This window comes from Pseudomonas poae (assembly GCA_028869255.1).
GTDB lineage: Bacteria > Pseudomonadota > Gammaproteobacteria > Pseudomonadales > Pseudomonadaceae > Aquipseudomonas > Aquipseudomonas poae_C.
The window spans coordinates 3,870,281-3,890,677 of sequence record CP110972.1; the positions used below are offsets into that span (position 1 = coordinate 3,870,281).

A 20,397-nucleotide genomic window follows, 5' to 3' on the forward strand; every position below is an offset into this window, starting at 1 on the left:
ATAGACCTCCTATGCCCCCCATAGCCAAGCCCAATTCGCCCCCTCCACCCACCCCACCTAAACTCTGCCCAAGTTGTTTCAACGGACAGAGGATTCACCATCATGGGCAAACGTCATCCTAATCTCCCCGCCTGGCAATGGCGCAATCAACCACAAAACCACCAAAACCCGACTAATGTAGGGCTGCAATTGATTGCAGTGCCGCTGTTGATCATCGGGTTTCTGCTGCTGGCGTCCGGTGTGTTTAGCGTGAGCTTGGCGAGTTTTGCCGTCGGTGTGATCGGTGTGCTGGCAGGCGTGGCGCTGCGACGCCACGGCCATAGGCTGGAAGCTCAAGCCAGTAAGCGTTTCTGAAAGTCAGGCGAAGACCACCACGGTCTGGCGGCTGATGGCGATAAGTTCGCCGGTCGGGCTCCACAGTGCGGCGGCGGCATGGCCGTAGCCGTCGCGCGCGTGTTCGATGCTGACGTGGTACTGGCACCAATCGAGGGTCGTCAGGTTCTGCAGCGGCTGGATGAATTCGATGGTCCAAGTCAGGGTGCTACCCGGCGCGGGCTTTTTCAGGTGTGGCAGCAACGCCGGGGGCCAAGCGTCGACTAACGCGAGGATATGCGCCTCAGTCAGCGGCTCTTCTTTCACGTCTCCGCGCAAGCGCACCCAGCCGCCCATATCGCGAGATTTGTTGCCGGTGAACGGCAAGCCGCCGACACTCCAGCGCATTGCCAGGTGGCGCATGAATTCTGGGGTCACGCCCTTGATATAGGGCAGCTCCTGGCATTCATCCCAATGTTTGAACACCGGCGGTGCTTCGCTCTCGACAGCGATTTCTGACTCACGGGACGCGCCGAAACTGGCCTGCACCAGCGTCGCCACTTCGCCGTTCTGCACCACACGCCCGAGCAATTGGCTGACGGCTTTGCCTTCGCGCAACACTTCGACTTGATAACTGGCAGACACATCGGGTGCCACCGGGCCAACAAAGGTGATTGCCAGCGAACGCAAAGGGCGATCCGTCGGTACCTGGGCGCGCAAGGCTTCATATTGCAACGCAGCGACCAAGCCACCAAAGGTGGCCCGGCCCTGGGCCCATTCGGCGGGGATGGTCACATCCAACGGGTTGCTACGGGCAGTGTCGAGCAAATCACTGAAGCGCATGACGACCTCACATCAAAAGAAACAGATGAGGGATCTTAACCATCGTGCTCGCCAGGTACAGCGCCTATTCCGGCCAAAAGCCGGACAATGTGAGGGCTCAGAAACAATCGGCGCTGAGTTTATCCAGCACCCGGTCCGCCTGCCCTTCAGCCTTGGCCATGGTGCGATGCCACACCGCAACGCAGGGCTGCAAGTCGGCCTGGTGTTCGGCCTGGGCCAACCACTGCCAACAGTCATGCCAATCGCCCAGGGCAGCCTGGGCTCTTTTCAGGCGTGACATGGCGTTGGCGGGGAGTTTGTCCAGTTCGGGGTAGGCCTCGGCGGCATAGCGCACGCGCTTGATCAACAAACGCAGGCGATGGCGATCATGGCCGGGGTCTTTCAGCGCATCATCTAGCCCGAGCCATTGCTTGGCCAGGCGTTTCTCGATGCGCGGGCGCAGGCCCTTGAGCAATTTCTGGTGTTGGGAGGCGCGAATAAATCGCGGGAATGCATCGAGGATCTGCAGCAGATGTGCAAGCTCCGGGCCTTGCGCCACCTGGCGATAGGCATCGGGTTGCAGGCGCAAGCGCCGCTCAGCCGCTTCATGATGACCCTGCTGGTGCAAATACGCCGCCAGCACCTCGCGGTCGCGCAGCGGCGTGGTCAATTGGCCGACCGCACGGGCGGCCGACTCAAGCTGTTCCACCCCCGGCAGCCCGCGCAGGGGGCGCAACAGGCTGCGCAGACGGCGCACGGTAGTGCGCAGATCATGCAGGGCTTCATCGTCGGTGACGGCCGCGAGGCGAGCCTGGCAGCTCAGTAACCCTACTTCCAGGCCAATGACCTGAGCGACTAACTGATCAACCAAAGCAGACATCCTTCCCCCTTGACGATAAAAATGCCCCGCTGACTCACGCCAGCTTAGACGGCTTAACGCCCGGCGCGCGACTCACGAATATAGAACCGCGCTTTCTCGGCCTTGTTGGAGCAGCCTTCAAACGCTTCGAATTGCTGCTGGGTCTTGGCGCCCGTTAACAACGACAGGGCCTTGGAATAGCTCACGGTGCCGGCAAAACCTTCGGCCTTGGCCAGGTCCAGCTCGTGCCATGCGGCATCCAGTTGCGTGCCGCAGCTGTCGCGGTACGCGGTTTTCCCGGCACAACCAGCCAGGGCCAACACGATCACAGGCACACACATCCAGGCTTTCATCGATGACACCTCAATTAAAGAAAAACAGTCGTACGGTGTAGACGTTGCCTACAAGGAAAAGTGCCTTGTCAGTCAGCCTGAAATCAATCTCGCCGATTGCCAAAGCATACCCGAGCGCTGTGGCTATTCTGGAAAAATATTGCAGGCCCGATGAAGATTGAAGCCGCCCCCTCAATGGGTGCATTGTGGGCACCTGCCCAGGGGAGGACATTGACCATGAAAAAGCGTGTTGCCTTGGTGCTGGGCTCCGGTGGGGCCCGGGGCTACGCCCATATCGGGGTGATCGAGGAAATCGAACGGCGCGGCTATGACATTGCCTGTGTCGCCGGCTGTTCGATGGGCGCCGTGGTGGGCGGGATCTACGCCGCCGGCAAGCTGGATGAGTATCGAAACTGGATTGAAAGCCTCGACTATCTCGACGTACTGCGCCTGGTGGACGTGAGTTTTCGCCTGGGGGCGATTCGCGGCGAGAAGGTGTTCGGGCAAATCCGCAAGATCGTCGGCGAGATCAATATCGAAGAGCTGCGCATCCCCTACACCGCCGTCGCCACCGACCTGACCAACCAGCAGGAAATCTGGTTCCAGGAGGGCTGCCTGCACCAGGCCATGCGCGCCTCGGCGGCGATTCCCAGCCTGTTCACCCCGGTGATGCAAGGCAACCGCATGCTGGTAGACGGCGGCCTGCTGAACCCGCTGCCTATCGTGCCGGTGGTGTCGAGCCATTGCGACCTGATCATCGCGGTCAACCTCAACGCCACCAACCAGAAGCACTACCAATTGCCGGTGATCCAGCGCCCGCCGGCATTTAAAAGTCGTTTTGACAGCCTGGTGAAATCCCTCGGTTCGCACCTGCCCTTTCGCCGCAAACAGGCTGAGCAGTTATTGAAGCTCGAACAGGAGGCCCTGCAGGCCCAGGCGGCCGAGATCAACCCGTGGCTGGACTCCGCCGAGCCCGAATCCCAACAACCTGCCGCCGCGCCGGAAAAGCCGGGGCGCCGAAGTCGGCGACGGGCTCGTTCATTATCGATAACGTCGGCCCGGCGTCATTGCTGGACCTGATCAACCAGAGTTTCGAGGTGATGCAAACGTCGCTGGCGCAGTACAAGATTGCCGGCTACCCCCCGGATGTGCTGATCAACGTGCCCAAGCGGGTGTGCCGGTTTTTCGAGTTCTACAAGGCGCCGGAGTTGATTGCGCTGGGAAGGGAAATTGCCAGCGATACGTTGGACCGGTATGAGAGTGAGCAGCGCTGAGATCCTGGGTGACGCTGATGGCCCCATCGCAGGCAAGCCAGCTCCCACAGGAGAATGCATTCCAAATGTGGGAGCTGGCTTGCCTGCGATGACGCCGGTTCAGGCATTCAACAACCGGTAGCCCACCCCTGCCTCGGTCACGATAAAACGCGGCTGGGTCGGGTCGTCCGCCAGCTTCTGGCGCAAATGGCCGACCACGATCCGCAAGTAGTGGCTGTCTTCGGTATGGGTCGGCCCCCAGATATCCTTGAGCAATTGCTGTTGGGTAATCACCCGCCCCGGATGCCGCGCCAGTTGCGCCAGCACCGCGTACTCCTTGCGGGTCAACGCCACTTCGGCACCGTCCAGCAGCACGCGGCGGTAGGCCAGGTCCACGGTCAAGGGGCCAAAACGCAAGGCGGCTTCCTGGGTTTCTCCCGTCGGTGCCTGGCGTAGCAAGGCGCGCACGCGGGCCAGAAACTCCTGGATACCAAAGGGTTTGGTCACGTAGTCATTGGCGCCGCCGTCGAGAGCCTCGACCTTCTGCCCTTCGCTGGCACGTACCGACAACACCAGCACCGGCACCATCGACCACTCGCGAAACTCGCGCAGCACCTGCTGACCGTCCATGTCCGGCAGGCCGAGGTCAAGCACCAGCAAATCCGGCTTGCTCAGCGCCGCCTGGGCCAGACCTTCGTTGCCGGTGCCGGCCTCAATCACTTTATAGCCCTGGGAGGCTAGGCTGATGCGCAGGAATTTGCGGATCTGCGGTTCGTCATCGATGACTAAAATCGTCGCGGTCTGGCTCATGGTGTCCAATCAAAACCCGTGGAGAAAAGAGGGTAGCTCACGGCTCACCTTCCAGGCCAGGCTGCGTCGGCAACGGCAGGAACAAGCTGATGCAGGTGCCGCGCCCGTCGATGCCGTCAGCCACGCTGATATGCCCACCGTGGGCGCCGACCATGCCCTGGCAGATCGCCAGGCCCAGGCCCGTGCCCTGCCCGCCCCGATCCCCGCGGGCAGCGGTGTAGAACATATCAAAAATCTTCGCACGCTCATCCTCGGGAATCCCGGGCCCCTCATCGGCCACAGCGAAAAACAGCTGGCTGTCCGTTACCCCGGCGCTCAGTTGCAAGCGCCCCTGGGGCGGTGAAAACCGCGCCGCATTTTCCAGCACGTTGACCAGGGCCTGTTCGATCAGCGCCGCGTGCACATACAGCAACGGCAACTGCGCCGGCACATCGGTGTGCACCTGCAGCGGCGCCAGCACCGCACGCAAACGCCCGAGTGCGCTGCCGACGATATCCCCCGGCGACACCCAATCGCGCGCCAGTTTCAGGGCGCCGTGACCGAGGCGGGTCATGTCGAGCAAGTTCTGGATGTAACGGTCGAGGCGCTCGGCCTCATCACGGGTGCCTTCGAGCAACTCGCGGCGGTCCTCCAGGGGGATGGCCTCACCCAACGCCAGCAGGCTGTCGATACTGCCGCGCATGGACGTCAACGGTGTGCGCAAATCGTGGGACACCGAGGCCAGCAAGGCGCTGCGCAGTTGTTCGGTTTCGCCGTGCAGGCGCGCCGACTCCAGCTCCTGCGCCAGCTGTGCCCGCGCCAGGGCCTGGGCCAGCGGCTGGCTTAATGCAGTGAGCAAGCGGCGGCGTTGGCCGCTCAATTCCAGGCCCGGTTTCGCACTGACGCCGAGCAAGCCCAAGGGCCCCTCCTCACTCGACAGCGGCCACCACCACCAGCGGCCGAACGGCAAGGTGCCGGTGCCCATGCCTGCCGGCTGGTCATGCTGCCAGGCCCAATCGGCGGCGGCGCGTTCCGCTTCGGTAAGGGTCAGCGGGCCGCCGGTCTCGACCTTCCAGCCGCCCTGGCCGTCGCGATTGACCAGGCACAGGTTCAAGTCGCTCCAGCCTTCCAGATGATGCGCCGCCGCGCTGATGACCGCCTGACGATCAGTCGCGGCGGTGAGTTTGCGCGACAGATCGAGCAGCTCGCTGGTTTCCTCCTGGGTGTCGCGCAACGCCTGCAGCTGTCGGCGCTGGCGCGCAGCGAGGTTGCCGGTCAGCGCCGCCATCAGCAGGAAGAACAGCAGGGTCAACACATCCTCTTCGCGCTGGATGGCGAAGGAGAAATTCGGCGGAATAAACAGAAAATCGTAGGTCATGAACGACAGCGCGGCGCACACCAACGACGGGCCCAGGCTGCTACGCACCGCTACCAGCAACACGGCGGCGAGAAACACCAATGAGATATTCGGCAGCGGCAACACGCTGGACACGCCCCAGGCCACGGCGGCAGCGACCACGGTGGCGAGCACGGCCAAGGCATAGTCGAACCACACCAGCCCGCGTACATCCGGCAGGCGTGGCGGTGCGGGAATGTCGTCGCTGTCGAGCACGTTGATTTCCAGGCCCCGTGCATTGCGCAACAAACGTGCGGCCAGGCCGCCACCGAACAAGCGACGGCGCCAGCGCATCCGCGACTGCCCCACCAACAACAGGCTGGCGCGGCGTTCGGCGGCGTGCTGGATCAGCGTCTTGGCCACCTCCCCCGCACGCAACAGCACCACCTCCCCGCCCAGGCGTTCGGCCAATTGCTGGGCATTTTGCAGGCGCAGGCGCGATTGTTCATCACGTGCACGGCCGTTATCGATATGCACCAGGCTCCACGGCAAATGCCGGCGCTGGGCCACGCGGCTGGCATGTCGTACCAGCCGCTCGGCCTGCGCGTCGCCGTCCACGCCCACCAGCAAGCGTCCACGCACCGCCGGGGCAGCCTGGCCGAGCTGGCGATAGCCTTGGGCCAAATCATCATCGACATGGGCGGCGGCGGTTTGCATCGCAAGTTCGCGCAGCGCCATCAGGTTGGTCTGGGTGAAAAACGCATCGATGGCGGCACGGGCCTGTTCCGGCACATACACCTTGCCGTCGCGCAAACGCTCCAGCAGCTCGCGCGATGGCAGGTCAATCAGCAGCAGTTCGTCGGCCTCCTGCAGCACCCAGTCGGGCAGGGTTTCGCGCACCTGCACACCGGTGATGCCGCGCACCTGGTCGTTAAGGCTTTCGAGGTGCTGGACGTTGACCGTGGTGAACACATTGATGCCGGCGGCGAGCAGTTCCTGGATATCTTGCCAACGCTTTTCATGACGGCTGCCGGGCGCGTTGCTGTGGGCCAGCTCGTCCACCAGCACCAGCTTGGGCTTGGCGGCGAGCAGGCCGTCGAGGTCCATTTCTTCGAGCATCACGCCACGGTACTCGCTGCGCAGCAAGGGTTGCTGCGGCAGGCCACTGAGCAGGGCTTCGGTCTCGGCGCGGCCATGGGTTTCGACCACGCCCGCAAGCAACCGCACGCCCTGGCGCAGCTGAGTGTGGGCGGCCTGGAGCATGGCGTAGGTCTTGCCCACGCCCGGCGCGGCGCCGAGGAAGACTTTGAGCCGACCCCGGCCGTCCCGGGGCAGATCGGCTAACAGGGCATCGGCGCGGCCGGAGTCGCTCATGCGCGGGGGTTCCTTCAGGTATTTATATAGAGTCTTTCAGGCCGCCATCGCGGGCAAGCCCGTCTCCCACATTTGGAATGCAGTTCCCTGTGGGAGCCGGGCTTGCCCGCGATGGCGGCACGGCTGCTTACAACTTTTCCAGGGCCATGTTCAGCGCCAGCACATTCACTACAGGCGGGCCCACCAGCGGGCTTTCGATATGCTCATCGAGCAAGCGCTGCAGGGTCGACACCGGCACATTCCGTGCCGCAGCCACTCGCGCCAGTTGATAGGCAATCGCCTGTGGTGGCAAGTGTGGATCAAGACCGCTGCCAGAGGTAGTCAGCGAGGCCAACGGCACGGGTCCCTGGCCTGGCACGAGTTGTTTGTTCGCATCATCAAAAATGCGTGTGGCCAACGCCGGGTTGCTGGGGCCCAGGTTGCTGGCGCTGCTGGACACCGTCGCAAAAGCGCCGGCCGAGGGGCGCGAATGGAACCAGCTGTCACCGGTAAAGTCCTGGGCGATCAAACTGGAGCCGCGCACTTTGCCGCCGGCATCGCGCACCAGGCTGCCATTGGCCTGGTCCGGGAACGCAACCTGGGCGACACCGGTCACCACCAGCGGGTAGGCGACGCCGGTAATCAGGGTCATGAGTACCAACAGGCTCAGGGCCGGGCGGATCATGTTGGACATTTCGGATTCCTCAATTCAGTCATTGCAACCTGTGGACACCCGTTGGGTGTCCACAGGAGTCAGGTCAAACCAGGTGCAGCGCGGTCAGCAGCATGTCGATCGCCTTGATGCCCACGAATGGCACCAGAATCCCGCCCAGCCCGTAGATCAGCAGGTTGCGCCGCAGCAACGCCGCCGCACTCGCCGCCTGTACGCGCACACCGCGCAGCGCCAACGGGATCAGCACCACGATGATCAGCGCGTTAAACACAATGGCCGAGAGGATCGCGCTCTGCGGGCTCTGCAGGTGCATCACGTTGAGCACCCCCAGTTGCGGGTAGATCGAGGCGAACAGCGCCGGCAGGATCGCGAAGTATTTGGCCACGTCGTTGGCGATGGAAAACGTGGTCAATGCGCCGCGGGTCACCAGCAGTTCCTTGCCGATCTGCACCACGTCCAGCAGCTTGGTCGGGTCGCTGTCGAGGTCGACCATGTTGGCGGCTTCACGCGCCGCCTGGGTGCCGTCGTTCATCGCCATGCCGACGTCCGCCTGGGCCAGGGCCGGGGCATCGTTGGCGCCGTCGCCGCACATCGCGACCAGACGGCCGTCGTTCTGCTCATGCCGGATACGCGCGAGTTTTTTCTCTGGCGTGGCCTCGGCCAGCACGTCATCCACACCCGCTTCGGCGGCAATCGCGGCGGCGGTCAGCGGGTTGTCGCCGGTGACCATCACGGTACGAATCCCGAGCTTGCGCAGCTCGGCGAAACGCTCGCGGATGCCCGGTTTGACCACGTCTTTGAGGTGGATCGCACCCAGCAATTTGCCATCGGCACACACCAGCAAAGGTGTGCCGCCGCTCTGGGCGATCTTGTCGATTTCCCGCGACAACGCAGGTGCAAGGTCGCGACGTTGTTGACCGATAAACGCCAGCAGCGAGTCCACCGCGCCTTTACGGAAGACGCGGCCCTGGTAGTCGACCCCGGACAAACGGGTTTCAGCACTGAACGGCACGGCGGTCAGCTCATCCAGCGACGGCTCGGCCTGGGGATGCAGGGCGCGCAGGTATTCGACGATGGATTTGCCTTCGGCCGTGTCGTCCGCCAGCGACGCCAGCAGCGCGCCTTCGGCGAGGTCCCGGCCGCTGACGCCAGGTGCCGCGACCACCGCCGAGCACCGGCGGTTACCAAAGGTGATGGTGCCGGTTTTGTCCAGCAGCAACACGTGCACATCGCCTGCAGCCTCCACGGCACGGCCGGATTTGGCGATCACGTTGAGGCGCACCAGGCGGTCCATGCCGGCGATGCCGATGGCCGACAACAAGCCGCCGATGGTCGTAGGAATCAGCGTCACCAGCAGTGCGACCAGAAACACCAGCGGCAAGCTGCCATTGGCGAAGTGCGCAAACGGCTGCAGGGTCACCACCACCAGCAGGAAGATCAGGGTCAGGCCGATCAGCAGGATATCCAGCGCGACTTCGTTGGGGGTTTTCTGGCGTTTGGCGCCTTCTACCAGGGCGATCATGCGGTCCAACGTGGACTCGCCGGGGTTGACGGTGATGCGGATCAGCAGCCAGTCCGACACCAGGCGTGTGTTGCCGGTGACGGCTGAGCGGTCGCCGCCGGATTCGCGGATCACCGGCGCGGATTCGCCGGTGATCGCCGCTTCGTTGACCGCCGCGATGCCTTCGATGACTTCGCCGTCACCCGGGATCATCTCCCCGGCGGCGACACGCACCACATCACCTTTGCGCAGGCTGGTGGCCGGTATGACTTTAAAACTGCCGTCGGCCTCCTTGCGGCGTGCGCTAAGGCCCTCACTGCCGGCCTTGAGGCTGTCGGCACGAGCCTTGCCGCGCCCTTCAGCCAAGGCTTCGGCGAAGTTGGCGAACAGCACGGTGAACCACAGCCACACGGCGATTTGCACGGCGACAAAAGTCGGCACGGCGGTGTCGGGCACAAAGCACAGCACGGTGGTGAGGATGGCGGTCAGCTCGACCACCAGCATCACCGGCGAGCGTTGCAGCTGGCGCGGGTCCAGCTTGACGAACGCTTGGACCAGCGCCGGGCGCCACAGGGCGGAGATCGCGGTTTTTGGCGGTTCCTGGGTGGTCACCGGAGCCGCGTTTTTTGCAGGCATATTCATTTTCATATCCCCTTTTTAGAAGCCCATGCTCAAGTGTTCAGCGATGGGGCCTAACGCCAGCGTTGGTAGGAAAGTCAGGCCGCCCACCAGCAAAATGGTCACGGTCAACAGGGTCACGAACAGCGGGCCATGGGTCGGGAAGCTGTTCTGGCCAATCGGTGCGGTCTTCTTCATTGCCAGGCTGCCGGCCAGGGCCAGTACCGGGAGGATGTAGCCGAAGCGGCCGATCAACATGCCCAGGCCCAGCATCAGGTTGTGGAACGGCGTGTTGGCGCTGAAGCCGCCGAACGCCGAGCCGTTGTTGGCGCTGGCCGAGGTATACGCATAGAGCAACTGGCTGAAACCGTGTGCGCCAGGGTTACTGATGGCGCCGGCCGGGCCAGGCAGGCTTGCGGCGATGGCACCGAGGACCAGCACGCCAACGGGCATCACCAGCAGGGTTACCACCAGCAATTGCACTTCCTTGGCCTGCAGCTTTTTGCCCAGGTATTCCGGGGTGCGGCCGATCATCAGGCCGGCGAGGAACACGGCGATCAACACGTTCAGCAACATGCCGTACATACCGGCGCCGACGCCGCCGAAGATCACTTCGCCGACCATCATGTTGACCAGCGCCACCATTCCGCTGAGCGGGTTGAGGCTGTCCTGCATGCCATTCACCGAGCCGTTGGACGCCGCCGTGGTGGTCACCGACCACAGCACCGTACCGGTGGTGCCGAAGCGCGCCTCCTTGCCTTCCAGCGGAGCGGTCTGCTCTACGGCCGGGTTGTTCAGGGTCGGGTTGGGCTGGTATTCGGCCCACAGCGAGGTCGCGCCGCCGATCAGGAACAGCGCCAACATGCAGCCGAGGATCGCTCGGCTCTGGCGCAGGTCTTTCACGTAGTGGCCAAAGGTAAACACCAGCGCCACCGGGATCAGAATGATCGCCGCCAGTTCGAACAGGTTGGCCCACGCGGTCGGGTCTTCAAACGGGTGCGCCGAGTTGACGCCGAAGAAGCCGCCGCCGTTGGTGCCCAATTGCTTGATCGCAATCTGGCTGGCCGCCGGGCCCAGCGGGATCACCTGATCCACACCCTGCAGGGTCACCGCATTCACATAATGCGCGAAGGTTTGCGGCACGCCCTGCCACACCAGGAACAGCGCCAGCACCAGGCACATCGGCAGCAGGCCGTAGAGGGTGGCGCGGGTCATATCGACCCAGAAGTTACCCAATGTCTTGGTGGATTTGCGACCGATCCCACGGCAAAGCGCGACCAGGACTGCAAGGCCGGTGGCCGCACTGACGAAGTTCTGCACGGTCAGGCCCGCCATCTGGCTGAGGTAGCTCAGGGACGCCTCGCCGCTGTAGGACTGCCAGTTGGTATTGGTCATGAAACTGACCGCAGTGTTGAAGGCCAGGGTCCATTCCTGGCCCGGCAATTTCTGCGGGTTCAGTGGGAGATAGTCCTGGAACAACAGGATCGCGAACAACAACACAAAACCCGCGAGGTTGAAGGCGAGCAAGGCCAGCATGTATTTCTGCCAGCTCTGCTCTTCCTGCGCGTCGACACCGGAGAGGCGATAACAGGCATTTTCGACCGGCCCCAGTACCGGGCTGAGCCAGGTGCGCTGGCCCTCCATTACCTTGTAGTAGAACCGCCCGAGGAACGGCGCCGGCACCAGCACCACGGCAAAGAAGGCGATGATCAGCCAATAGTCATAACTGTGCATAGCCTGCTCCTAGTTCCGATCCGCGCGTAACAGCGCAACCAGCAGATAAATGAACAGCGCCACGGCCAATAGCAGTGACACCCCGTCCAGAACACTCATGGAAGTCTCTCCGTTTAGCGGCGAGTGCCGCGTGTGGGGCAATTGTCGGCAGGAGTGGCGTAAAGGAACGAGAGCGAGGCGGTGGGTGGGGCGTAAAGACGGCGTAAAGAGTGGGTTTATGCGGGGTTTACAGGGGGATTTATAGAGGCTGGGAGCGGGCCATCGCGGGCAAGCCCGGCTCCCACAGTGACTGCATTCCAGTGTGGGAGTGGGCTTGCCCGCGATGACGGCAGTTCGAACATCACCGCACTTATCTGGTGCAACAAGAGAAAACTTCAAACGCCAAACCGTCCCGTCGGCGACAGTTGCGCAGCTTTACGACACGGTTCTCAGGAGTGGCATGCCCGCTGCAACACCTTGAATCATTCCAAACGGTTCAGGGAGAGCAACACAATGAACACACAACTCAAACCCACCTTGGGCACCCTGCATTTGTGGGGTATTGCGGTCGGGCTGGTGATTTCCGGCGAATACTTCGGCTGGAGCTATGGCTGGGGCGTAGCCGGCACCTTGGGCTTTCTGGTGACCTCGTTGATGGTCGCCGCGATGTACACCTGCTTTATCTTCAGTTTCACCGAGCTGACTACCGCGATTCCTCACGCAGGCGGACCATTTGCCTACAGCCGTCGCGCCTTTGGTGAGAAAGGCGGCTTGATCGCCGGCCTCGCGACCCTGATCGAATTCGTGTTTGCGCCCCCCGCCATTGCTTTGGCCATCGGTGCCTATCTCAATGTGCAGTTTCCGGCACTGGACCCCAAGCACGCGGCCGTCGGTGCCTACATTGTGTTTATGGGCCTGAACATTCTCGGCGTAAAACTCGCCGCCACCTTCGAGCTGGTGGTGTGCGTGCTCGCCGTCGCGGAACTGCTGGTATTCATGGGCGTGGTCGCCCCCGCCTTCAGCTTCAGCAACTTCGCCCTGAATGGCTGGGCCGGTTCCGACACCTTCGGCGCGCCGGCAATTGCCGGGATGTTTGCGGCGATTCCGTTTGCCATCTGGTTCTTCCTCGCCATCGAAGGCGCCGCCATGGCGGCCGAGGAAGCGAAAGATCCGAAGCGCACCATTCCAAAAGCCTACATCAGCGGCATCCTGACCCTGGTGATCCTGGCCATGGGCGTAATGTTCTTCGCCGGCGGCGTGGGCGACTGGCGCACCCTGTCGAACATCAACGACCCACTGCCACAGGCGATGAAAACCGTGGTGGGCGACAGCTCCGGCTGGCTGCACATGCTGGTGTGGATTGGCCTGTTCGGCCTGGTGGCGAGCTTCCACGGGATTATCCTTGGTTACTCGCGCCAATTCTTCGCCCTGGCCCGCGCCGGTTACCTGCCATCTTTCCTTGCCAAATTGTCGCGTTTTCAGACACCGCACCGGGCAATCATCGCCGGTGGTGTGGTCGGCATCGCGGCGATCTACAGCGACGGTTTGATCAACCTGGGCGGCATGACGCTGACCGCAGCGATGATCACCATGGCAGTGTTCGGCGCGATCGTGATGTACATCATGAGCATGCTCAGCCTGTTCAAGCTGCGTAAGACCGAACCGCTGCTGGAGCGCACGTTCCGCGCACCGGGTTACCCGATCGTGCCGGGCATCGCGCTGGTGCTGGCGGTGGTATGCCTGGTGGCCATGGCCTGGTTCAACGCGCTGATCGGGCTGATCTTCCTCGGCTTTATGGCGGTGGGTTTCATCTACTTCCAGATGACCGCGCAAGACCGTGCCGATGCGCCAGCGGATGCGATGTTGACCGGGCTCTGATCCACTGGAGGCAGAACGGGCCTACACTGAACTAGTAAGAAAGCCCGTCACTCAAAGCAGTTATTCCCGTGGGAAAATTCTCCCACGGCAATCTGCCTCAAGGAGAGCCTTATGCCGTGGTATGCATGGTTGATTTTAGTGGTCGCCATCGGGTCGATCGTCGGTGGCCTGATGATGCTGCGTGACAGCGCCAACAAGGTGGAACTCACCGACGAACAACGCAAGCGCGTGGCCGAGCGCAACGCCCAGGCGGATGCCAAGGACGCTCAGGATCGCTGAAGCCGGTTTACTCCCAATCTGCCCTGGCAATCTGCAACCCGTGCTGCCCTTTATAGGCAGCACGCTCCGGCTGGCTCCAGCCGTTTAGCAGCGCCTCCTCCAACTTATAGATTTCAACCCCCAGCGGGCGACATACCGTCAACGGGTCCTGCGCGTCCGGCCCCCACATCGGCAGCGACAGATCCCCACCCGGGCACGTCGACAGCGCGCACAACAAATCAATCTCGGCGAAGAACTCCAGGTAGTCGCCCTTCTGCGCCGGGCACGCCTTCATGAAATACATATCGTCGTGGTTCAGGCCGGTGCACTGGAAGATATTCAGCACGTCATGCACATCGAACTCCGTCAGACCGTGGGGCAAAACCGCACGCGTCAGGTTCGAGTGGCAGTGGTGGTGGAAGTCCTCACCGGTGAGCATGCGATTCACGTAGGGATCGCAACGCGTGCCGAGTAAGTCGTGCAGGCGACCGCCGTGCTCATCAATGCCATACCCGGCCAGGCTGTCATCGGTGATGGTGACCAGAGGGCGCAGAAACGGCAGGTTCGACCACAGCCGGTCATGGGTGCTCACATGCGCGCCCTGCAATTGGCGGGTACGCGCCGCCCAGAGACGTTCGCGGGGATCGTTGGCGTTCCACACGTTAAAGTCCCCCACCTGCGGACCCACCGGGGTAGTGACACGAAACACATGCCCGGCCGGTACCTTCCACGCCCTGCCCGTGCGGATCGGCACCTCAAACTGCTCGATCAGCGTGCGCTGATCCACGTTGTTGCGAATCCGCTCATAGAACGCCGTGTCAATCTGCAACGCCGAGCCTTTGCTGACCTGGTAAGCGGCCGGATAGTCTTTGTACATGATGCGGATCCTCGATCAGGGGTGGTTAAACAAGGCCAGCGACAGGCGTTCCGAATCATCCAGGTACAGGCTCATCGCCTCACCGGCTGCCGGTTTGTCCTGCTGGATCAATAATGTGTAAATCTCACGGTCGCGCTCGAGCCAAGGCGACTGAAAACGCTGCTCATCGGGCGCCGCGCAAAACACCAGGCGCAGCTGGGCAATGACCTGGGCGAAAAACTCATCGAACAATGGGCTGCGCATCAGCCCCACGATCTGCTGGTGGAACACCAGACTGTGGGTGGCCACGGCGCGCCAATCCTCGCGCTCACGGGCCAGGGTCGTAGCGTCGATGGCGTGCTGCATGCGCTCGGCCTGGTCGTGGGTGAGCCCGCCGCTCTGGGCAATGGCCTGCAGTTCAAGGGTGCGGCGCACTACAAACAAATCACGCACCTCTGTGCGCTCCAGCCTACGGACCATCACGCCCTTGTTACGCACGTAACGGGTCAACCCTTCCTGCTCCAAACGGTGCAATGCTTCGCGGATGGTATTGCGCGAGGCGTTATAGGCTTTCACCAATTGCGCCTCGACCAATGCCATGCCCGGCAACAGCCGCCCGCCGATGATATCGGCACGGAGTTCCAGGGCAATCTGATCGGCTAAAGACAGGCTGGGCGTCATCACTACCTCACGATTGTTGAACAATCCTATGCGAAGAAGTAATCACTTTTCATGCCAACGAGAGGTCTTCGGAACACGCTCTGTGAGATGGCGATGCGGAATATGGAGGCGGTGCGAGAAAGCCTGAAGGCGCAAATTCCCAAGGCTGAAAAGGCCGGTCAATGACCGGCCCTCCTTGGAGGTTTAGTTGATTACCAGCTTGTCGCGATTCTTCTCCAGCAACGCCTTGCCGATGCCCTTCACTTCCAACAACTCATCCACCGCCGTGAACGGACCATTGCTTTCGCGGTAGGCAACGATCGCCTTGGCCTTGGCGGCACCAATGCCGAAGAGGTCGCGACGCAAGGTTTCAGCGTCCGCGGCGTTCAGGTTGACCTTGGCGGATTGCTCGGGGTTTGCGATTTGAGCGGTGATGGGGGCCGGGGCTTCGGGCTTGATGGACGGGGCTGCGCTGGTGGTGACCGAGAGAGTGGTGAGGAAGGCGAAAATCAACGAGGTGAGGTAGGTGTTTTGCATTTGACGCTCCATGACATGCGTAAGAGAAAAGCAGCTTTTCCGAAGCTGCCTCTCAAACTTAGGCGATGTTTGGAGCGTGTCAAAAATGGCTGAGTTACAGAGTGTGAACTCGGCTGAATCAAGGCTCCCGACGACGCTGCTGGTAAATCCAGTCAACGATTTCGCCGTCCGGTGAATAGCCACTGACGGTGTCGCGCAAGAGTTGGCGAACGCGGGTGTAATCGTCCTGGCCCACGGCTGCCAGCAGCTCTGTGAGCTTTCCTTTGAGCACATCCCACGAGAGATGATCCTCGTTGGCACTCATGATCATCGGATGCTGAGTGGCCACCACGTTCTCGCCGATCAGTAACTCTTCGTAAAGCTTTTCGCCGGGGCGCAGCCCGGTAAATTCGATGGAAATATCACCTTGGGGGTTTTTATCGGAACGAACGCTCAGGCCAGAGAGGTGGATCATCTTCTCGGCGAGCTCGACTATTTTGACCGGCTCACCCATATCGAGTACGAACACATCACCGCCCTGCCCCATGGAGCCCGCCTGGATGACCAACTGGGCGGCCTCTGGAATCGTCATAAAGTAACGGGTGATCTTGGGGTGGGTGACCGTCAACGGGCCGCCGGATTTGATTTGCTTGTGGAACAGGGGAATAACTGACCCGGAGGAGCCGAGTACATTCCCAAACCGCACCATGGTGAAGCGGGTTTTATTAACGCGCGAAACGTTGGATTTATCGCCAAACAGCACCGGCGCCAATTCACGACTCAAGGCTTGAAGGGTTAACTCCGCCAAGCGTTTTGTACTGCCCATTACATTGGTCGGGCGAACCGCTTTGTCGGTCGAGATCAACACGAAATTGGACGCGCCGGCTTGCAGCGCCGCCTGAGCGGTATTCAACGTGCCAATCACATTATTGAGCACACCCTCTGCAATATTGTGCTCCACCATCGGCACATGCTTATAGGCAGCGGCGTGATAGATCGTGTCTACCCGCCAGCTCTTCATGATATCGAACAACTTGGACTGGTCTCTTACCGACCCCAGTATCGGCAGAAGTTTCACCGGCAACGACTCCCGGGCAATACGCTGCTCAAGCTCCGAGAGAATACTGTAGAGATTAAACTCACTGTGTTCGAACAACAGCAGCGTAGTGGGGCGAAGAGACAAGATTTGCCGGCACAGTTCCGACCCTATGGAGCCGCCCGCCCCCGTCACCAACACACTTTGCCCCTTGATGCAGTGCTCAAGCAGTTCGGCTTGAGCCGGGACCGAATCACGACCCAGTAAATCGGCGATATCGACTTCCTGAATATCGTCGACCTTCACTCGGCCGCTGGCCAGATCCATAAAACCTGGAACACTTCTTACATGAAGTGGGAACCCTTCGAGAAAGCCGAGAATCTCACGGCGGCGACCGCGATTCGATGAGGGAATCGCCAGCAGAATTTCCTCGGCCCCCGTCTCATCAATCATGCGCTGGATATGCTTGGGTTTATAAACCTGTAAACCGGAAATAACCCGATCGGAAATACTGATGTCATCATCAATAAATGCAACCGGGCGCATCACCCTGCCCATACGCAAGGCGGCAACCAACTGGTTTCCGGCGGAACCGGCGCCGTAGATGGCAACCTTGGGCAGGCCGTTGTCCCGATTGGTGAACGGCACATGTTGGGCAGCCGTAAACCAATCGCCCAGAAAGTATTGGCGCATGGCCAATCGCAAACCGCCGATCATCACCATACTGAGCCACCAGTAGTTGAAAATGATCGAGCGTGGCACGACGTTCTGGTGGTTGCTGTACCAGAACATGACAACGGCGAGCATCAGCGAGGCGAGGCTGACGGCCTTGATAATGGCAATCAACGCATCGTTGCCAAAATAGCGCATAACGGCGCGGTACATGCCAAAGTGAATAAACAACGGGATAGCCACAACCGGCGCAGCCAAAAACAACCAGAAATGCATGCGGACCGGGTTGATCATTTCATCAACACCCAGCCGTACAACAAATGCCATCCATAGCGCTAACCATACCAGGAGCACATCGGTCGCTACCTGAATGGATCTTTTGTATCGACGTGGCAAACTCAACAAGTAGGTTCGCAACATCTCCATATCAACCTCCAAAGGCGAGCCGCTTCACAAATGAGCAACTACCGATATTCAAACGCTTTGCCGCAACCCCTGGATCCACTACTGGCTGACAGGTTCTTCCACCGCACCCGCATTAAACTTCCAAGCCAGTACGACTAACGGTGTGTAGGCAATTATTACACCCAAAAACCCATCCAGTCCGAAAAGAGCAACACACACAGCAACAGGCAGCAGCCAGCAGACATTCAACACCCCCACGGCCAGTGTCACGGGCAAGTGCCGCCCCGTCCTTCTCGACGCATATTGGTAGGCGTGACTTCGATGGGCTTCATAGACTTTTTCGCCTCGAACCAGCCGTCGAATCAACGTGACAGTCGCATCCACGACAAATACGCCCAATAAAATGATCCAGACCCATAAGAGCGAGGGTGCCATCCAGGCGGCGTGCAACGACAGTACGCCGAGAGCAATACCTAAAAAACCACTGCCGGCATCGCCCATGAATATTTTTGCCGGGGGAAAGTTCCAATACAAAAAACCCGCAACTGCAAATGCGAGCAACAACGGCGCCCAGGCCAGAGAACTGAAACCTGCCAGCGCATAGATCAGTGATGCGCCCAGGCACACGCTGATTGCTTCAAGACTGGCCAAGCCATCAATTCCATCCATGAAATTGTAGAGGTTAAGGAGCCAGACCAGATAGAGGGCAGCAAGCAGATAGCCCAGATAACCAAGGTCGAAGGTCGTTCCCAGCAGGGTGATCGGCGGCAAACCGCCCAACCAGAAAAGCGCCCACGCCGAAGCACCGAAATGCCCCAGCAGCCGCCACCGCGCAGGGATGTGCCCATGATCATCCAGGAAGCCCAGCACGGCGATTCCAGCACCCGCACCAATCAGCCCCCAGGTGAATGCCCAGGACAGCAGGGACAAGGCTGGGAACACGGGCAACAACAGCAGGAAACTCAGCACGATGGCCACGCCCCCGCCTCTTGGCGTAGGGACGGTATGTGAGCTGCGAGCGTTGGGAATATCGATCAAGCTTTTAGCTAGCGCATAACGTCGTAATGCAGCGGTGAGCAGCAAGGAAATAACACCGCCCATCATCAAAAACATCCAAACCATCTATCCAGCTCCAAACGCCGCTACGAAGCAGCAACCCGCTCAATGAATTTTTTTCCCGCCGACTTCAATGCAGTTCCAGCCGACAGCGGCGGCGTCCAGCCCAGAACGCGGACAGCTTTGGATGAGTCAATCTGCAAAGAACCGCACAGCTGGGTAAAAATACCCTGCTTACCGGCAAGCGTTGCGAGTATTCGCAGTAACCCAACGGAGACCGGGAGCAATCGCGCCCCTCGCCCCATACCTTGCGCCAGACAGGTTACCAACTGTCCGGTGGAAAGATCTTCGCCATCGGACGCGAGAAAAATCTGATTCGCTGCCGCCGGGTGACTGATGCAGACAATGATCAGATCAACCAGATTTTCCAAAGCAATCATGCTGCGACTGTTTCTCACGCGCCCAAATGGCAAAGGAACCCCCGTCCCGACAAGCTTCAACAAGCGCCAGAAATTCCCCGGCGCATGGGCTGCGTAGACCAGCGGCGGCCGAATAATTACAACCTCCATTTCCGTGGCGTCGGCAATCTGCATCAAACCGGTTTCGGCTTCATATTTTGAAAGGGCGTAGTCGGTGCTTGGGGAGGGCACGGAGTCTTCGGAGAAAGGCGCGCCTGTTGTAAACGCGCCATTCACGCCGATCGAGCTGATGAAAATGAAGCGCTTTACGCCGGATGCGGCAGATTGCCTGGCCAGGTTCAGGGTCGCGTGAGTATTCGCCTGCCTGAAAAGCTCAAGCGCGTCGTGCTCCTGCTCAAAGACATGGGCACGCCCTGCCACGTGAACCACACAGTCAATATCTGCCAGCGCGTCATGCCATAAGGTTTCAGCGCCGAATTTGCCGAGGTTGTGCACACGGCATTGATGCTCGAGGGCGGGATTTTCCGCTCGAGACGCAATGGTCACCGAGTGATCCGCACGCGTTAGTAACTGCGCCAGAAGCGCTGAGCCAACGAAGCCTGTTGCGCCCGTAAGCAGCACGTTGCTGAGCGGCCTCATTTGAAAACACAACTGGAAATCTTGAACGGTATCTTCAAGGCGATCATTAAAGTATTGGCCTCTTCCAAACCCAATTGCCGAAGCTGTTCGGCGGCAGGAAAGCGATGGTTTCTCAGCGCGTATTGATAAACGCGGTGCCATTTGTTCAAGCGAACTGCAGGCGCCATCATACGCAACGCGCAGCACTTCCTATACCTCCAAGCGTACGTATTGAAGTCGAGGCAGGGTGCAAGTGACGATGATTTTTTTGGGAGGGCGTCGGGTTCCCCACACTCAGTTCATCGGCTGACCAACTGGCCAGGCAATCAACAATGCCTTGTGGGTGGGCCCAGGAAAACTGGCAAGGAGTGCTGCTCTATCCTCAGCAGTTCAGTGAACTTGGGACAGGCACACCATGCCCCGGGAAAAAGAGGTTCGGCGCACGTGCGCGGGAGTTAAAGC

General features: G+C 60.7%; 17 protein-coding genes and 2 pseudogenes. 4 read left to right on the forward strand and 15 right to left on the reverse strand.

Annotated elements, in window-relative coordinates; genetic code table 11:
* Positions 1-102: 102 nt before the first annotated feature.
* A pseudogene (locus LRS56_17430) lies at positions 103-351 on the forward strand (terminase).
* 6 nt (positions 352-357) lie between these two features.
* On the opposite strand, the gene LRS56_17435 reads toward LRS56_17430, so the two are convergent.
* The 3 genes from LRS56_17435 to LRS56_17445 all read right to left on the reverse strand — a co-directional run bounded on the left by LRS56_17435 (position 358) and on the right by LRS56_17445 (position 2,346).
* Positions 358-1,155 carry a thioesterase family protein gene (locus LRS56_17435; protein ID WDU60656.1) on the reverse strand — a complete coding sequence of 266 codons (798 nt, stop codon included), beginning with the start codon at positions 1,153-1,155 and terminating at the stop codon, positions 358-360.
* A 97-nt stretch (positions 1,156-1,252) separates the two neighbouring features.
* Positions 1,253-2,014 (reverse strand): CHAD domain-containing protein, encoded by a 762-nt coding sequence (locus LRS56_17440; GenBank protein ID WDU60657.1) that lies wholly within the window; start codon positions 2,012-2,014, stop codon positions 1,253-1,255.
* A gap of 53 nt (positions 2,015-2,067) precedes the next feature.
* On the reverse strand, positions 2,068-2,346 hold the full coding sequence (locus tag LRS56_17445; GenBank protein WDU60658.1) for a hypothetical protein: 279 nt from the start codon (positions 2,344-2,346) through the stop codon (positions 2,068-2,070).
* 216 nt (positions 2,347-2,562) lie between these two features.
* On the opposite strand from LRS56_17445, the pseudogene LRS56_17450 reads away from it, so the two are divergent.
* A pseudogene (locus LRS56_17450) lies at positions 2,563-3,599 on the forward strand (patatin-like phospholipase family protein).
* A gap of 99 nt (positions 3,600-3,698) precedes the next feature.
* Here LRS56_17450 and LRS56_17455 read toward each other — a convergent pair.
* The 6 genes from LRS56_17455 to kdpF form a co-directional block, all read right to left on the reverse strand.
* Positions 3,699-4,388: a response regulator gene (locus tag LRS56_17455; GenBank protein ID WDU60659.1), complete on the reverse strand. Its 690-nt coding sequence runs from the start codon at positions 4,386-4,388 to the stop codon at positions 3,699-3,701.
* Between the two features lie 37 nt (positions 4,389-4,425).
* Positions 4,426-7,077 (reverse strand): sensor histidine kinase KdpD, encoded by a 2,652-nt coding sequence (locus LRS56_17460; GenBank protein ID WDU60660.1) that lies wholly within the window; start codon positions 7,075-7,077, stop codon positions 4,426-4,428.
* 127 nt (positions 7,078-7,204) lie between these two features.
* Positions 7,205-7,750: a potassium-transporting ATPase subunit KdpC gene (gene kdpC / locus LRS56_17465; GenBank protein WDU60661.1), complete on the reverse strand. Its 546-nt coding sequence runs from the start codon at positions 7,748-7,750 to the stop codon at positions 7,205-7,207.
* Between the two features lie 64 nt (positions 7,751-7,814).
* A complete protein-coding gene (gene kdpB, locus LRS56_17470) occupies positions 7,815-9,878 on the reverse strand; it encodes a potassium-transporting ATPase subunit KdpB (protein ID WDU60662.1) in 2,064 nt (687 codons plus the stop codon).
* A 9-nt stretch (positions 9,879-9,887) separates the two neighbouring features.
* The gene (kdpA, locus tag LRS56_17475) at positions 9,888-11,582 is read right to left on the reverse strand and encodes a potassium-transporting ATPase subunit KdpA (protein ID WDU60663.1); all 1,695 of its coding nucleotides are present in this window, start codon (positions 11,580-11,582) and stop codon (positions 9,888-9,890) included.
* Positions 11,583-11,591: 9 nt separating this feature from the next.
* Complete coding sequence (gene kdpF / locus LRS56_17480) at positions 11,592-11,681, reverse strand: K(+)-transporting ATPase subunit F (GenBank protein ID WDU60664.1); 90 nt, start codon at positions 11,679-11,681, stop codon at positions 11,592-11,594.
* A gap of 393 nt (positions 11,682-12,074) precedes the next feature.
* Here kdpF and eat point away from each other — a divergent pair, with 393 nt between their 5' ends.
* Both eat and LRS56_17490 read left to right on the forward strand, forming a co-directional pair.
* Positions 12,075-13,439 (forward strand): ethanolamine permease, encoded by a 1,365-nt coding sequence (gene eat, locus LRS56_17485; protein WDU60665.1) that lies wholly within the window; start codon positions 12,075-12,077, stop codon positions 13,437-13,439.
* Between the two features lie 111 nt (positions 13,440-13,550).
* A complete protein-coding gene (locus tag LRS56_17490) occupies positions 13,551-13,718 on the forward strand; it encodes a DUF2897 family protein (GenBank protein WDU60666.1) in 168 nt (55 codons plus the stop codon).
* A 7-nt stretch (positions 13,719-13,725) separates the two neighbouring features.
* Here LRS56_17490 and LRS56_17495 read toward each other — a convergent pair whose 3' ends face one another.
* From LRS56_17495 to LRS56_17520, 6 genes are all read right to left on the reverse strand, one after another.
* Entirely contained in the window at positions 13,726-14,574 is an 849-nt protein-coding gene (locus tag LRS56_17495; GenBank protein WDU60667.1) for a DUF1989 domain-containing protein, read from the reverse strand.
* A gap of 15 nt (positions 14,575-14,589) precedes the next feature.
* Positions 14,590-15,234 carry a GntR family transcriptional regulator gene (locus LRS56_17500; GenBank protein WDU60668.1) on the reverse strand — a complete coding sequence of 215 codons (645 nt, stop codon included), beginning with the start codon at positions 15,232-15,234 and terminating at the stop codon, positions 14,590-14,592.
* A gap of 183 nt (positions 15,235-15,417) precedes the next feature.
* Positions 15,418-15,750 carry a ComEA family DNA-binding protein gene (locus LRS56_17505; protein WDU60669.1) on the reverse strand — a complete coding sequence of 111 codons (333 nt, stop codon included), beginning with the start codon at positions 15,748-15,750 and terminating at the stop codon, positions 15,418-15,420.
* A 118-nt stretch (positions 15,751-15,868) separates the two neighbouring features.
* The gene (locus tag LRS56_17510) at positions 15,869-17,863 is read right to left on the reverse strand and encodes a nucleoside-diphosphate sugar epimerase/dehydratase (GenBank protein ID WDU60670.1); all 1,995 of its coding nucleotides are present in this window, start codon (positions 17,861-17,863) and stop codon (positions 15,869-15,871) included.
* A 78-nt stretch (positions 17,864-17,941) separates the two neighbouring features.
* Positions 17,942-18,964, reverse strand: coding sequence for a glycosyltransferase family 4 protein (locus tag LRS56_17515; protein ID WDU60671.1), 1,023 nt, complete (start codon positions 18,962-18,964; stop codon positions 17,942-17,944).
* A gap of 20 nt (positions 18,965-18,984) precedes the next feature.
* On the reverse strand, positions 18,985-20,142 hold the full coding sequence (locus LRS56_17520) for an NAD-dependent epimerase/dehydratase family protein (protein ID WDU60672.1): 1,158 nt from the start codon (positions 20,140-20,142) through the stop codon (positions 18,985-18,987).
* Between the last annotated feature and the right edge of the window lie 255 nt (positions 20,143-20,397).